The 14,307-nt window shown below is 36.1% G+C and carries 15 protein-coding genes; 8 read left to right on the top strand and 7 right to left on the bottom strand.

Annotation, left to right across the window (positions count from 1 at the left end; translation table 11 throughout):
• Positions 1 to 6 precede the first annotated feature (6 nt).
• Together gntK and MNO09_RS13070 are read left to right on the top strand one after the other, a co-directional pair.
• Positions 7 to 1,548, top strand: a complete 1,542-nt coding sequence (gene gntK / locus MNO09_RS13065; RefSeq protein WP_033657643.1) for a gluconokinase — start codon at positions 7 to 9, stop codon at positions 1,546 to 1,548.
• A gap of 128 nt (positions 1,549 to 1,676) precedes the next feature.
• A complete protein-coding gene (locus MNO09_RS13070; RefSeq protein WP_000782254.1) occupies positions 1,677 to 2,744 on the top strand; it encodes a lactonase family protein in 1,068 nt (355 codons plus the stop codon).
• A 71-nt stretch (positions 2,745 to 2,815) separates the two neighbouring features.
• On the opposite strand, the gene MNO09_RS13075 is transcribed toward MNO09_RS13070, so the two are convergent.
• Positions 2,816 to 2,989: a DUF1272 domain-containing protein gene (locus MNO09_RS13075; protein WP_001162795.1), complete on the bottom strand. Its 174-nt coding sequence runs from the start codon at positions 2,987 to 2,989 to the stop codon at positions 2,816 to 2,818.
• A 195-nt stretch (positions 2,990 to 3,184) separates the two neighbouring features.
• Between MNO09_RS13075 and MNO09_RS13080 the strand changes: the two genes are divergently transcribed.
• Entirely contained in the window at positions 3,185 to 4,006 is an 822-nt protein-coding gene (locus tag MNO09_RS13080) for a pentapeptide repeat-containing protein (protein ID WP_000181439.1), read from the top strand.
• A 43-nt stretch (positions 4,007 to 4,049) separates the two neighbouring features.
• On the opposite strand, the gene MNO09_RS13085 is transcribed toward MNO09_RS13080, so the two are convergent.
• Positions 4,050 to 4,934, bottom strand: coding sequence for a DMT family transporter (locus MNO09_RS13085; protein ID WP_000814709.1), 885 nt, complete (start codon positions 4,932 to 4,934; stop codon positions 4,050 to 4,052).
• A 327-nt stretch (positions 4,935 to 5,261) separates the two neighbouring features.
• Between MNO09_RS13085 and MNO09_RS13090 the strand changes: the two genes are divergently transcribed.
• Complete coding sequence (locus MNO09_RS13090; protein ID WP_080014146.1) at positions 5,262 to 6,047, top strand: glycosyltransferase family 2 protein; 786 nt, start codon at positions 5,262 to 5,264, stop codon at positions 6,045 to 6,047.
• Here the strand turns inward: MNO09_RS13090 and MNO09_RS13095 are convergent.
• From MNO09_RS13095 to MNO09_RS13115, 5 genes are all read right to left on the bottom strand, one after another.
• The gene (locus tag MNO09_RS13095; RefSeq protein ID WP_000723114.1) at positions 6,016 to 6,939 is read right to left on the bottom strand and encodes an NAD-dependent epimerase/dehydratase family protein; all 924 of its coding nucleotides are present in this window, start codon (positions 6,937 to 6,939) and stop codon (positions 6,016 to 6,018) included. The two genes, MNO09_RS13090 and MNO09_RS13095, sit on opposite strands and share 32 nt — an antisense overlap.
• Positions 6,936 to 8,159, bottom strand: a complete 1,224-nt coding sequence (locus MNO09_RS13100; protein ID WP_241950168.1) for a class I SAM-dependent methyltransferase — start codon at positions 8,157 to 8,159, stop codon at positions 6,936 to 6,938. Before MNO09_RS13100 ends, MNO09_RS13095 begins: the two co-directional genes overlap by 4 nt.
• Positions 8,160 to 8,171: 12 nt before the next feature.
• A complete protein-coding gene (rfbG, locus tag MNO09_RS13105) occupies positions 8,172 to 9,227 on the bottom strand; it encodes a CDP-glucose 4,6-dehydratase (protein ID WP_088107065.1) in 1,056 nt (351 codons plus the stop codon).
• A 1-nt stretch (position 9,228) separates the two neighbouring features.
• A complete protein-coding gene (rfbF, locus tag MNO09_RS13110; protein ID WP_000648811.1) occupies positions 9,229 to 9,996 on the bottom strand; it encodes a glucose-1-phosphate cytidylyltransferase in 768 nt (255 codons plus the stop codon).
• Positions 9,997 to 10,110: 114 nt separating this feature from the next.
• A complete protein-coding gene (locus MNO09_RS13115; protein ID WP_098116250.1) occupies positions 10,111 to 10,905 on the bottom strand; it encodes a glycosyltransferase family 2 protein in 795 nt (264 codons plus the stop codon).
• Between the two features lie 276 nt (positions 10,906 to 11,181).
• Between MNO09_RS13115 and MNO09_RS13120 the strand changes: the two genes are divergently transcribed.
• From MNO09_RS13120 to MNO09_RS13135, 4 genes are all read left to right on the top strand, one after another.
• Complete coding sequence (locus tag MNO09_RS13120) at positions 11,182 to 11,589, top strand: MerR family transcriptional regulator (RefSeq protein WP_000285637.1); 408 nt, start codon at positions 11,182 to 11,184, stop codon at positions 11,587 to 11,589.
• A 121-nt stretch (positions 11,590 to 11,710) separates the two neighbouring features.
• The gene (locus MNO09_RS13125; RefSeq protein ID WP_002096424.1) at positions 11,711 to 13,039 is read left to right on the top strand and encodes a hemolysin family protein; all 1,329 of its coding nucleotides are present in this window, start codon (positions 11,711 to 11,713) and stop codon (positions 13,037 to 13,039) included.
• A gap of 52 nt (positions 13,040 to 13,091) precedes the next feature.
• Positions 13,092 to 13,505, top strand: a complete 414-nt coding sequence (locus MNO09_RS13130; RefSeq protein ID WP_000613578.1) for an ATP synthase subunit I — start codon at positions 13,092 to 13,094, stop codon at positions 13,503 to 13,505.
• A 200-nt stretch (positions 13,506 to 13,705) separates the two neighbouring features.
• Positions 13,706 to 14,254 (top strand): DUF2179 domain-containing protein, encoded by a 549-nt coding sequence (locus MNO09_RS13135; RefSeq protein ID WP_000938437.1) that lies wholly within the window; start codon positions 13,706 to 13,708, stop codon positions 14,252 to 14,254.
• The last annotated feature ends 53 nt before the right edge of the window (positions 14,255 to 14,307 follow it).

Consider the following 14,307-nt stretch of genomic DNA (forward strand, 5'->3'; position numbering starts at 1 on the left):
GGTTACATAGTGAGCTCGAAATATATGATTGGTGTAGATATTGGGACAACTAGTACAAAATCAGTTTTGTTTTCGGTGGATGGATCAGTTATTACAAGTCATGGGATTGAATACCCTTTATATTCTCCCGCACCAGAAACAGCAGAACAAGATCCAGAAGAGATTTTTCAAGCGGTCATACATACGATTAAAGAAACTATACAATCGAGTAATGTGCAGCTAGTTGATATTCTTTGTGTTTCTTTTAGTTCGGCAATGCATAGTGTCATTGCTGTAGACGAAGCAGGGAAGCCGTTAACGAGATGTATTACTTGGGCAGATAATAGAAGTGCAAGCTGGGCAGAAAAAATAAAAAATGATATGAATGGTCATGAAATTTACCTTCGTACTGGAACACCAATCCATCCTATGTCACCACTTTCAAAATTAGTTTGGCTTAAAAATGAACATGCTGAGTTATTTGCAAAAAGCTATAAATTCATCTCAATTAAAGAGTATGTTTTCTATAAGTTATTTAATGAATATGTAATTGATTATTCTATAGCATCAGCAACAGGGATGTTCAATTTGAAATCTTTAAAGTGGGATGAAGAAGCTCTTCGTGTTGCAGGAATTTCGGAGGGAAAGCTTTCTAAACTCGTTCCAACGACGCACAGCTTAATAGGATTAGATGAAGAATTTGCAAGAGAGATGAATGTACTTGTTACTACTCCTTTTATAGTCGGTGCGAGTGATGGGGTACTATCGAATTTAGGTGTAAATGCAATAGAACCTGGAGTAGTTGCTATTACAATTGGTACGAGCGGTGCGGTGCGAGTTGTAACAAATCAGCCTGTAACGGATCCGAAAGGTAGGACTTTTTGTTATGCGTTAACTGAGGACCTTTGGGTAATTGGTGGACCGGTTAATAACGGTGGTATGATTTTTAGGTGGGTTCGTGACCAATTATGTGCGTTAGAAGTTGAACATGGGAAGCGCTTAGGAAAAGATCCTTATGAATTGCTTACTGAAATAGCAGCGAAAGTGAATCCTGGATCGGATGGTTTATTATTTCATCCGTATTTAGCAGGAGAAAGAGCTCCTTTATGGAATGCGAATGCGCGTGGATCTTTCTTTGGGCTTGGGCTACATCATAAGAAAGAGCATCTTATCCGTGCTGTTTTAGAGGGAATCATTTATAACTTGTATACAGTTCTTCTTGCTTTAAAAGAGCTAATTGGTGAACCGAAAAAAATTCAAGCGACAGGTGGCTTTGCAAGATCGGAACTTTGGAGACAGATGATGGCGGATATTTTTCATCAAGACGTATATGTTCCTGAAAGTTTCGAAAGCTCTTGCTTAGGAGCGGCAATCCTCGGGTTATATAGCTTAGGTGAAATAGATACATTACATGTAGTTTCTCATATGGTAGGTGCCAATTTTTATCATGAGCCAAACATGGAAAGTGTGGAGAAATATAAAGAATTAATACCGATCTATATTCGTCTGGCCCGTCATCTGGAAGAAGAATATGAGAGTATAGCGGCTTTTCAGAAAAAGTGGGTTTAGAGGCTATTTGGCAGGGAAATATGGTAACTTATAAAGAGGTACTCAAGTTTTTTTAGATGTTCTTTCAAAAAATAGTTTAAGGTTGTTCTGTAAAAAATATGAGGGACAAAAACTATAGGGAGAGGGTTATGAAAATGAAGGATAACAAAGAGTTTATTGGATATGTTGGAACGTACACGAAAGAAAATAGTGAAGGAATATATAAGTTTACTTTAGACACGGAAGCAAAAAAAATTAGTAATGTAACACTTGCGGCCAAGCTGGATAACCCTACATATGTAACGATTAGCAAAAATAATCAATATCTCTATTCTGTTGTTAAGGAAGGCGAATCTGGTGGTGTAGCTGCTTATTCGATTCATAGTCATACTGGAGAGCTAAAGGAAGAAAACAGACAAGTAGTAGAAGGGGCTTCTCCTTGTCATATTAGTGTTGATAGTGGAAACCATACGGTAGTTACAGCAAATTATCATAAAGGAACGATTGAGTCTTTTGTAGTTAATGAAGAAGATGGAACTGTAAATGCTGCCACATCTATTATGGCACATGAAGGTTCAGGTCCGAACAAAGAAAGGCAAGAAAAACCACATGGACATTATGCGGGATACACTCCTGATGAAAAATATGTAGTGGGTGTTGATTTAGGGATTGATAAAATCATTACGTATGAAATAAAAGATAGTAAGTTAAAAGAAGTAAATAGTTTGTCTGTAAACCCAGGAAGTGGTCCGAGACATATTGCTTTCCACCCGAACGGAAAACATGCTTATGCCATGACTGAACTTAGCTCGGAAGTTATTGCATTATCATATAATCCGGAAGAAGGGTCCTTTACAGAGTTGCAGTATATTTCTACCGTTCCAAAAGAATTTGATGACAATAGTCAAGGAAGTGCGATTCATATTTCTTCTGACGGCCACTTTGTATATGCAGGTAATCGCGGTCATAATAGTATCGCTGTTTTCAGTGTGGATCAAAATTCAGGTCAGCTTACATTTGTTGCACATACATCTACAGAAGGAAATTGGCCGAGGGACTTTGTATTAGATCCGACTGAAAAGTTTCTTATTGCGACAAATGAAAAGTCACATAACCTTGTGCTATTTTCAAGAAATGAAACGACAGGGAAGTTAACACTGCTACAATCTGATGTTGTTGTACCAGAGCCTGTTTGTGTGAAGTTTTTAAACGTTTAATTTGTGATTGGTAGAATTTCTATATATCCCAAAAACAATAAAAAAGCAAAGCGATATCGCTTTGCTTTTTTCTATTTCTTCTTCGGTCTACGTACTAATTCGCCGCCACAGTTTGGGCAAACATTTTGTCTTTCTTCTGTACATGGTGCACAAAATGTACATTCATACACGCAAATGTATGCTTCGGAATTTGATTCGAGAGATTGGTCGCAAATTTGACAGTTTGTTTTCATTTCGAGTGCCATAGTAAGTCTCCTTTTAGTTTGAATATTTATAATTTAATTATAATTCATTAGATAGAAACTGTCTTTTTCAATTGAAAGGAAATCAAATGATAAAGTTATGATTTGAAATGAAAGAGTCTATTTTATTTTAAAATTGATTATTTAGTGCAGTTGGAATATTATGAAATAGTCAAAAGACAACAGGGGGTATATATTTTGACTAATCATAACGATCATTTAAAAGCAAACTGTGAAAAATGCTTCGGTCTATGTTGTGTAGCGTTACCGTTCGCAGCATCGGTAGATTTTGCGGTGAATAAAGATGGCGGGAAGCCATGTTCTAACTTACAATCAGATTTTAAATGTAGCATACATAAAAATCTTAGAGGAAAAGGTTATAAAGGTTGTACAGTATTTGAGTGTTTCGGTGCTGGACAGAAGATTTCTCAAGTGACATTTAACGGGATTGATTGGCGGAAAGATGCAAAGCATGCGAGAAAAATGTATGATGCTTTTCCGATTATGCATCAGCTTCATGAAATACTGTGGTATTTGAATGAGGCTATTCTTTTGACGGCCACACAACCGATTCATAAAGAACTAAGTAAAGCAATTGAAGAGACGGAGCGCCTTTCAAATTTAAATGCGGACGAGTTAATGAAAGTAAATATTCCGTTACACCGTGCAGAAGTAAATGTATTACTTTTAGAAACGAGTGAGCTAGTTTGGAAGGAAATGAATGCCGCGCATAAGAAACGAATGAGTCACCGCGGAGCAGATCTTATGGGAGCAAATTTGAAGAAGAAAGATTTGCAAGGAGCGAATTTAAGAGGAGCTTATTTAATTGCGGCAAACTTAAATGGAGCAAACTTAAGAGGAGCAGATCTTATCGGAGCAGATTTACGAGATGCAGATATTCGTGGGGCTGATTTTACAAATAGTATTTTTCTGACGCAAGTTCAAATTAATGCAGCGAAAGGGGACAAACATACGAAATTGCCGAAAATGTTGTCCCGTCCATCGCATTGGAGTGCGTAAAGAGTATGGAACAGGCAGAGATTAAGAATCTCTGCCTGTTTTTTCATTTCTTTTCAAAAGTAGTAATGAAAACACTACATATAATAAGAATACCACCAATAAAAAAGTTACTATTTAATGTCTCATTTAATAAGAGCCAACCAAGCAACGATCCGACGATAGGTTGGAAGAAGAAAAATAACGATCCGATGCTTGCGTCCATTAATTCTAATCCTTTATTCCAAAGGAAAAAGGCACCTGCCGTTGAGACGACACCTAAGTAAATTACGCCTAATATTACGTACGTATTTACTGTTTCGATAGAGGTTGATTGTAGTTCCCATATCATAAAAGGTGTAATGAAAAAGAGTGAAAAGAATATGGCGTACGTTGTAATAACTAAAGATGAAAATCGAGCTGAAGCAATCTTCACATAAATGGATAGTAAAGCCCACGTAATAGCGGCCCCGACTAATATGATTGTACCGATAAAATAGGAGCCAATTTCAATATCCCATCCAATGACGATAATGACACCGATTGTCGCTATTATAGTAGATAGCAATCTGCGAGCGGTTAGCTTTTCTTTTAAAATGATTGCTGCAAATATAACCATAAATGCAGGTGTAGCTGACGTTACTAACGAGCCTGTATGAGCGTCGGATAATTTTGTTCCGATAAATTGACATGTGATCGAAATGAAATAGCCGATAAATCCAATCCAGGCGAAGAGTAGCCAATCTTTTTTGTGAATGGTTACTTTTTTCTTTTGCTTTTTTTTAGCTATTTTCAAAATTGCATATAAAACAACAAAAGCAATGATAAAGCGTAGCCAAACGAGTGTCAGTGGTGGGATAAAATCGAGTACGTATTTACTAACAACATACATACCGCCCCATATACTTGCTGCTAGTGATAAACATATAGCTCCTAAAATTGTTTGTTTCATGTAAAGTACCTCCGTCTATTTTTAGGGTATTATGAGTTCCCTAAGACGAGGCATAGTGTTATGTGTTATATGAATGCCCGCCTTAGTTTATAGACGGCCTACAGGTTGATCGTTTTCGAATGAAGTGTTGTAGTACATGAATGCATTCCTCCTTCATAATTTTATAATGATATTATAACTTAATTTTCAGTTTGTTTGGATGTTTCTTTAGAAAATGGAAATTGTTTAAGAAAGCATAGTATATGGTAGAAAAACATATTTTTGAAATAAAAGAAACCAATTACATTAATGATAAGTATAGTAAGAGTAGGATGAAAAAGTAGATTAATAGAGAAAGAGGAGGAGATTGTTATAACTACAACCGTTATTTCTCATTTTTATAATGAAGAATATTTATTGCCGTGGTGGCTTATGCATCATACGAAACTGTTTAATCATGGCATTTTAATTAATAAAGGTTCTACTGATCGTTCAGTGAAAATTTGTAAAAAATTCGCGCCGCATTGGGAAGTGCGAGATTCTTTAAATCCAGAATTTGATGCACTAGCGACAGATAATGAAGTGATGATGGTAGAACAAGAAGTAAAGGGATGGAAAATGATTTTAAATACGACTGAGTTCCTTTGTGTGCAAGATAAAAATCAGTTTTGGAAATCACTAAATGAATTGGGAGGGAGGATGTATTGGCTGGAAGGGCTTATTATGGTCGATGATCTTAACTATAATTATCCAGACCTTAACTTTGGAATACCTTTAATGAAACAGCGATTTCACGGTTATTTACCAGAAGATTGGCCGTTATGGAGAAGAGGTAGATTTATTCATAATCATGAACATGGAAGTTATACGGTTGGAAGACATTTATCTGCACATGAATCTATGATTTATCCGCCACTTGCGTGTATTGCATGGTTTGGTTTCAGCCCTTGGAACGATGCGATGAGAAAGAGGAAATTACAAATTGGTCCTACTCTTTCTGAAGCTAGTAAGCAAGGGGGAATGGGCACGCATCATATTATTACACCTGAAAAATTAGAAGAATGGTATAAGGATTTAGCAAGTGGGACGAAGGATTTACGTTTTAGTAATGCGTATCGTTATGCTTTTTTATAAATGATTCCCACCATAAAATTGTTTCTTCGATTCCAGTATTTAGATCGTATGTTGGTTTCCAGTTTACTTCAGTTTTTAAACGCTCTACATTAACGCCGACAAATAAAGGTTCATCTTTAGAGAAAGGAATCGCACCTAGTTTAATGAAATGTTCTTTTCCTATTTTTTTAGCAATGATAGAAGCTAATTCTTTAATTTGTACAGATTGACCAGAAGCGATATTGATTGTTCCTGTAACGCCATGTTCTAATACTGTTACGAGAGCATGAGCGACGTCGCTCACATGGAGAAAATCTCTTGATTGTTTTCCGTGTGTACATAGTGCTTCCTCATTTTTTAATAAGGAATTGATAATGTTAGAAACGAGTCGGTTCCCTTGTTCGTGAGGGCCATACATATGAAAAATGCGGCCCCAACACATGCTGAGGGCGGTTTGCTCAGCATACGTTTGTAGCCAGGAGTGTAGCGCGTTTTTACATAATGAATACGGTGTTTTATAGGAAAGAAGCGGTGAATCTTCAAATAGTACGCCGTTAAACCATTCATATTCTGCGCCAGTACCGGCAACAACGACTCGCTTTCCACCGCAAGTTGTGAAGTGTTGAATCAACGAGATACTGGATGTAAGCCAATAGTAATTATTAATAGATACATAACACGCTGGCGGCACTGCTTCCCAAGCTAAATGAATGAGATGACTAGGCTTCATGTCGTAAATGAGTTTTTTTACTTCTTCATCGCAAAGTAAGTTTAATTTATGCCAATGGCAAGAAAGGTGAGAAGGCTTATTTGTATTGTAAGTGGCGTGCACTTCATAGCCCTTTTGTATAAGAGAATTTACAACATATTTACCAATCCATCCACTACCGCCTGTTACAAGGATTTTTTTCATGGCTCAATCACCTCAACTTCTGGAATCGTTACTAAAAATTTGCCGCCCCATTCACGAATGAAAGAGCATTCTTTCATAATTTCATCTTTTAAATTCCAAGGAAGTATGAGAATGTAATCGGGTTTTGTACGTTTAATTTCTTCTTGAGATTTTATTGGAATGCGAGTTCCTGGTAGAAGGAGATTTTGTTTGTGAGGATTTTTATCTACTGTATAAGCTAGAAATTCTTTTCCTATCCCGCAATAGTTTAAAAGGGTGTTTCCTTTAGCTGGAGCACCGTAACCGATAATTTGTTTGTTTAAAGCTTTCGCTTCGATAAAAAACTTTAAAATATTTATTTTCAATTGTTCGATGTGTTTAGAGAAAAGGAGATAGCAATCTAATGTATCTAGCCCGTGATCTACTTCTTTTTGGATTAAGTTTGTAACATTGGAATGGATAGTGGATGAGTCATTATGATGGTTTATAAAAATACGCAATGAACCACCGTGCGTTGAAAGTTCTTCTACATCGACAATTTGTAAATGATGGTGAGCTAAAACTTTTTGAAGACTTATAAGTGAGAAATAGGAGAAATGCTCATGGTAGATCGTATCAAACTGTTTAAGGGAAATTAGATTTAATAAGTGCGGGAATTCAATTGTTATCGTGCCATCTTGTTTTAATAACGTTTTTAAACCGGCGACAAAATCATGTAAGTTTGGAACGTGTGCTAATACGTTATTTGCGACGATTAAATCAGCTTGTGGTAATTTTTTTGCTAAGTCATTGCTGAAAAAATTCACTTCAGTAGGAATTCCTTTTTGAATAGCGATTTCTGCTACATTTTTTGCTGGTTCAATTCCTAACGTTTCGATATGTTCTTTTTGAAAGTATTGTAATAAGTACCCGTCGTTACTCGCGATTTCAATTACTTTCGAATGATTTGTTAAGTTGAAACGCTTAACCGCCATTTCTACATATTGTTTAGCGTGTAGTAGCCAACTGGAGGAGTAAGAGCTGAAGTATAAATAGTCATGAAAAATGTTGTGCGGAGATTCAAATTCATCTAATTGTACAAGTAAACAAGAGTGACAAACAAATGTGTGGAGCGGATAAAATGGTTCCATTTTATATGAGTGTTCAGGAGCTACAAATGAGTTAGCGAGAGGGGAAACACCTAAATCTAAAAAAGTATTTGTGAGTAATGAGTGGCAAAAACGGCATTTTTTCTGTTCCATTTTATAGCCCCCTTATAAATTTTTGAATGCACCGATTTGTTGGCGCGTGAAAGATTCCATATTTTCACCAGATGCATATTTTTTGTACCAATCAACAGTCCAAGCGATAGAATGATCTGTTGATAACTTAGGAGTCCAACCGAGTTTATTTACTGCTTTTGTACTATCTAGTGTTAAAATGGGCGATTCATAAGGAGTATTTGTATGGGGGAAATGGATTGTTAGTGGTTGATTCCATAATTTCATTATAGAGTGAATGATATCATGAACTGTTCTGTTAGGTTCATTTATCGGGCCGAAATTCCACGCTGCTGCATATTCGGCATCCTTCCAAAGCTTCTCAGCTAAAAGGATATAGCCATGTAAAGGATCTAATACGTGTTGCCACGGGCGAATCGCGTGCTTGTTTCTAATATTTAATGTATCATCTTGTAAATATGCACGAATGACATCTGGGAATAATCGGTCTTCTGCCCAATCACCGCCGCCGATGACGTTACCTGCTCTTACTGAGGCAAGATGCAGAGTGTTAGTGCGAAAGAATGATTTTTGATAGGACGTTGCAACTAGTTCAGCGCAAGCTTTACTAGCACTATAAGGATCGAAACCTCCTAGCCGGTCAGTTTCCACGAATGCTCGGTTACCGCTCCCGTCATTTTCATAGCATTTATCACTTGTAACATTAATGATACTACGTATACTTTCTATATGTTTTGCGGTTTCTAATACGTGAACGGTACCTAAAACATTCGTTTTAAATGTTTCGATAGGATTTTTGTATGAAGTGGTGACGATTGGCTGGGCTGCTAAATGAAATAGTATGTCCGGGGTATGTTGTTTCAGGGTATGGAATAAAGAATCGTAATCTGTAATGTCGCCTTTAATTGATGTGCATTCTTTTGCTACGTTACCTTGTTCAAAAAGGTTAGGGATGGATGGGGGATGAGAAGAATAGCCAACTACTTCTGCGCCTAAAGAACTTAAAAAAAGGGTGAGCCATGAGCCTTTAAAGCCAGTATGTCCCGTAATGAATACTTTTTTCTTATTCCAAAAAGATGATGAAGCCATATTACCAAACCTTCCACGGAGCATTATTACTTTCCCATAGCTCGACTAATTTATTTTTATCGCGCAATGTATCCATTGGATGCCAAAAACCAGTATGTTGATATGCAGCCAATTCGTTTTTGTTTACTAACTGAACTAAAGTGTCTGTTTCAAAAACAGATTTATCTCCACTAATGTAGTTGAAAACATCAGGATTTAAAACGAAAAATCCACCGTTAACCCATCCGCCATCACCTAGTGGCTTCTCTTGAAAGGATGTTACAGATTGTTTATCTAAGACGAGAGAACCGAATCTACCAGGAGGTTGTACGGCTGTAACAGTAGCCGTTTTGCCGTGTTTTTTATGAAAAGCAATGAGTTCTTTTATATTTACATTACTTAATCCATCGCCATAAGTGAGGCAGAAAGGCTCATCCCCAACGTAATGTTGTATTTTTTTAACTCGTCCACCTGTTTCGGTATTTAGACCAGTATCGATTAATGTAATTTTCCATGGTTCTATACGATGAGAGTGGTTCGTAATTGTATTGTCACTTAAATGTATCGTGAAATCGGACATGTGTAAGTTGTAATTTAAAAAGAATTCTTTAATTGCATATCCTTTATAGCCTAAGCAAATAATAAACTCAGTAATCCCGTAATAACTATACAAACTCATAATGTGCCATAAAATAGGCTTTGTTCCAATTTCAATCATAGGTTTTGGTTTTAAATGAGTTTCTTCCCCAATCCTCGTTCCATATCCACCTGCAAGAATAACAGCTTTCATTTTTTCCTCCTAAAATAAAAATTTATAATATATACAGTATTCATATGAAATACAAATGGTATGGTTTTTAGCTAAGTGTGTAAAAATGTGTGGAACATGATAGGGTGAGAAATATTAAGGTTTGAATTTAGGGAATAATTGTTGATACTCAGGGTGATTACGTAGGTCTTGTGTTATGTTACTAAGCTCTAAAAATCGAGTTTCGAGTTCCTCAGAGGACTGACCATAATGAGTTTGAAGGCCCATTTGAACACCCGTTTTTGAAAGAGTAGGTGTAATTTGTAATTTTCTTATCTTTGCATGTTCGTTCCAAGGGCTAAAATAAAATTTAACAATAAATGAAGGGGAGTTATAAACTGTATGTTGATGTCGAGTAAAATGTCTACCAGGTAAATATGCGCCGTCAAGATGATTGTGTATAAATCGCCAAGCACATCCGATTTCTGGTTTATAAGGAAAAAGACCATGGTATCGTTGCTCTACTAACGGAATAGAATATCTTAGTTTTGAATAATTGTACTTATGCTTATCAATCATGACAATCATTCTAATTGCGTACATATTTTGGCCTAACATATGAAGTGATGAGAAAAATTCTGCTACATTGTTACAACAAAGAAATTCCGTAGTATTTAATACCATTTTCCAACCTGAAACTTCTCTTTCAATTTCCATCACCTCAATATCAGTATTAGTGGGATCGAAATCAAGGAATCTTGAATTTCGTACTTCCCAGTTGGGAGCAAATAATTTACAAATTTCAACCGAACGATCTGTAGAACCTCTATTAATTAATATGCCGTGATCAAATATTTTTGTATGATGCATAAGCCACCATGGTAATAAATACTCCTCGTTATAAAAATGAGAGATAATTGTCCTAGTGATTTTAATCTCCTCCAGTTGCATAAATAATGATTTTATTTCAATATTATTATCATATGTTTTAAATTATGGAAGGTTGACAGGAATGTGTGATTCCATTTTTACATTTTGGTATCGGCATATCGAAAAAACAGTAATCTAACTATATGGATAGAGTTATAGAGTGTGAATATACTACATACTTAGATGGCATGTGGAATTGTGTATAAATTATGAATAATAAACCGTCACGTTTGACTGTACAGTTTATGTATTGTATGATGTTAGTAATATAAACAAGGGGGGAAGATCGTTGGGAAGGTGTATCGAATCGGACAGTTGGCTCTCATGGCTCACGTGTCGAAACGCACGATTGATTATTATACGAATCTAGGTATCTTAAAAGCGGAGCGATCTCAATCTAATTATCGCTATTACGATGAAACAGCATTTGAGACATTACAATTTATTGAGAAGTGCAAAGAAATGCATATGCCGCTTTGTGAGATTAAAGAGAAAATCGAGGAGAAGAAGAAGCTGCTCGGTATCAATGAACACGTTTCGAAACAAGTGAATGAAGTGACAGACCATATTCATCGGTTAGAAGCAGAGTTAACGGAGTTAAAGCCGCTTTTAGATGGATTGACTGATTCACAACGTGAAAAAATATCGAAATCTTTATCTGGTCAAACGACAGCTTTAATACAGACACTTGCTCTATTATTATAGAAAAAAGTGAAATCCGACCTCTTTAATTTTTGTATCGGGCTATGTTTTCTAGTGAACAAATAAGAAAACATTATAGTATACAGGAGGTGGACACCTTAGTTTTTTAAACTAAGGGGATTCATTGGAAATATTTAATTTAGTCATGGTTGCGATTTTAATCGCATTTACTGGATTTTTCGTAGCAGCAGAGTTTGCGATTGTAAAGGTACGTTCAAGTCGTATTGATCAGCTTGTTGCGGAAGGGAAACGCGGTGCTTTAGCAGCGAAAAAGGTAACAACAAATTTAGATGAATATTTATCTGCTTGTCAATTAGGTATTACAGTTACAGCTATGGGATTAGGTTGGTTAGGTGAACCGACAATTGAAAAGTTATTACACCCGTTATTTGAGAAATGGAACATAAATCCTTCTATCTCATCAGTATTAACATTTGGTCTTGCCTTTATGCTAATGACGTATTTACACGTTGTAGTAGGGGAATTAGCTCCGAAAACGATGGCAATTCAAAAGGCTGAACAAGTAACATTGTTATTGGCAGGTCCGTTAATGATGTTCTATAAAGTCATGTATCCATTTATTTGGGTATTAAACGGTTCAGCTCGTGTTGTAACTGGCTTATTCGGTTTAAAACCAGCTTCAGAACATGAAGTAGCTCATACAGAGGAAGAATTACGCCTTATCCTTTCAGATAGCTATGAAAGTGGCGAAATTAATCAGGCTGAATACAAGTATGTAAATAACATTTTTGAATTTGATAATCGTATTGCAAAAGAGATTATGGTACCGCGAACAGAAATCATTGGTTTCTACCTGGAAGATTCAGTAGAAGAACACATGAAAGTAATCCAAAATGAGCGATACACACGTTATCCGATTTTTGGAGAAGATAAAGATGATATTATCGGTATGGTCAACGTAAAAGATTTCTTTATTCGATATATGACCGAAGATCAAAAAGATTTATCATCCATTCGCACGTATATGCGTCCGATTATTGAAGTGATGGAAACAACTCCAATTCACGATTTATTACTTCAAATGCAGAAGAAGCGAATTCCGATGGCTGTTTTATATGATGAGTACGGAGGAACAGCAGGAATTGTAACGCTTGAAGATATCTTGGAGGAAATCGTCGGCGAAATTCGTGACGAATATGATGAAGATGAAGCACCACCAATTCAGCATGTGAATGAGCACCATAAAATCGTTGATGGAAAAGTGCTTATTTCAGAAGTAAAAGATTTGTTTGGATTACACATTGAAGAAGACGATGTGGATACAATCGGTGGCTGGATTATGATGCAAAATCATGAAATTGAAGAAGGACAACATGTTGAGGCGGAAGGTTATGAATTTAAAGTGTTAGAAAAAGACGCTTACCAAATTAAACGTGTTGAAATTCGTAAAATGGAACAAGAGCAAGAAGAAGAGAAAGCAGCAACTGTGTAAGTTGCTGCTTTTCTTCTAACGTATAAAAAATGCGAAATTAGGAGCGGATATTTTGATTCAAGCAGCCTTACGTGTATATCGATTACAATTGTATGCGATCTTTAGTGGTTTACTACTTATGTGGACGATTACTCCGTTTGGAAAACAAGTAACAGGGTTTGGTATCGGATTAGCTGTAAGTGCCTATTGTCTTTGGTTATTAGCTCGCAGAGTGGAGAAACTTGGGAAAAGTATCGTAATGAAGGAAAAGGCTCCTGGATTAGGAGTTCTAAACCGATTTGCAGCTGCCATTTTAGGAGCAATCATCATGTATGAAATTGAGCATGAAATGGAAATGTGGGCATTTGGTACAGGCATTTTAGGTGGTCACTTTTTAATGATTGTAAATTTAGCTTATGCAAATATGCAGTTAGTGAAAGAGGAAGAGAAGCAAAGGGAACATGCTTCGAAAAACATAGAGCTATGATGAAAGGGGCCTAATGGGGTTCCTTTTTTGTGTTTAAGCGAGCTAATGAAAGGAATCAAATTTACGACAAATATAATACGCTTCTTTTTTACGTTTTTCAATAGTATGAAAAATAATGTAAAAAAATTTAAAAACCCATCGATTTCTAAAGGTTATGTATGTTATTATGACAAAAGACTTTTTGAAAGAGGTGGATACCAATGTTACAAGCGTTACTTATTTTTGTGCTTCAAATTATTTACGTTCCAATTTTAACAATCCGTACGATTTTGCTTGTAAAGAATCAAACAAGATCCGCTGCTGGTGTTGGATTGTTAGAAGGAGCTATTTACATTGTCAGTTTAGGTATTGTGTTTCAAGATTTATCAAATTGGATGAACATTATTGCCTATGTCATTGGTTTTAGTACGGGACTATTATTAGGCGGTTATATAGAGAACAAATTAGCAATTGGTTATATTACGTATCAAGTTAGTTTACTAGACCGTTGTAATGAATTAGTAGATGAATTACGTCACTCAGGATTTGGCGTTACAGTATTTGAAGGCGAAGGTATTAATTCTATACGTTATCGTTTAGATATCGTTGCAAAGCGTTCTAGAGAAAAAGAACTGTTAGAAATTATTAATGAAATTGCACCGAAAGCGTTTATGTCTTCTTATGAAATCCGTTCATTTAAAGGCGGATATTTAACGAAGGCGATGAAGAAAAGAGCGTTAATGAAGAAGAAAGATGAACATGTATCGTAAAGAAAAGGGAGTAGTGCAGCTTTAAAAGCACGGCATAATCCCAAAATAAAAAG

Source organism: Bacillus sp. N5-665, from assembly GCF_022637375.2.
Lineage (GTDB): Bacteria > Bacillota > Bacilli > Bacillales > Bacillaceae_G > Bacillus_A > Bacillus_A wiedmannii.

What these genes read in the sequence shown, in the direction of transcription:
- MNO09_RS13070 (WP_000782254.1), top strand. Translation starts at nt 1,677, where the DNA reads ATGAAAATGAAGGATAACAAAGAGTTTATTGGATATGTTGGAACGTAC.
- MNO09_RS13135 (WP_000938437.1), top strand. Translation starts at nt 13,706, where the DNA reads ATGTTACAAGCGTTACTTATTTTTGTGCTTCAAATTATTTACGTTCCA.
- MNO09_RS13095 (WP_000723114.1), bottom strand. Translation starts at nt 6,939, where the DNA reads ATGAAAAAAATCCTTGTAACAGGCGGTAGTGGATGGATTGGTAAATAT.
- MNO09_RS13100 (WP_241950168.1), bottom strand. Translation starts at nt 8,159, where the DNA reads ATGGAACAGAAAAAATGCCGTTTTTGCCACTCATTACTCACAAATACT.
- MNO09_RS13085 (WP_000814709.1), bottom strand. Translation starts at nt 4,934, where the DNA reads ATGAAACAAACAATTTTAGGAGCTATATGTTTATCACTAGCAGCAAGT.
- MNO09_RS13075 (WP_001162795.1), bottom strand. Translation starts at nt 2,989, where the DNA reads ATGGCACTCGAAATGAAAACAAACTGTCAAATTTGCGACCAATCTCTC.
- rfbF (WP_000648811.1), bottom strand. Translation starts at nt 9,996, where the DNA reads ATGAAAGCTGTTATTCTTGCAGGTGGATATGGAACGAGGATTGGGGAA.
- MNO09_RS13115 (WP_098116250.1), bottom strand. Translation starts at nt 10,905, where the DNA reads ATGCAACTGGAGGAGATTAAAATCACTAGGACAATTATCTCTCATTTT.
- rfbG (WP_088107065.1), bottom strand. Translation starts at nt 9,227, where the DNA reads ATGGCTTCATCATCTTTTTGGAATAAGAAAAAAGTATTCATTACGGGA.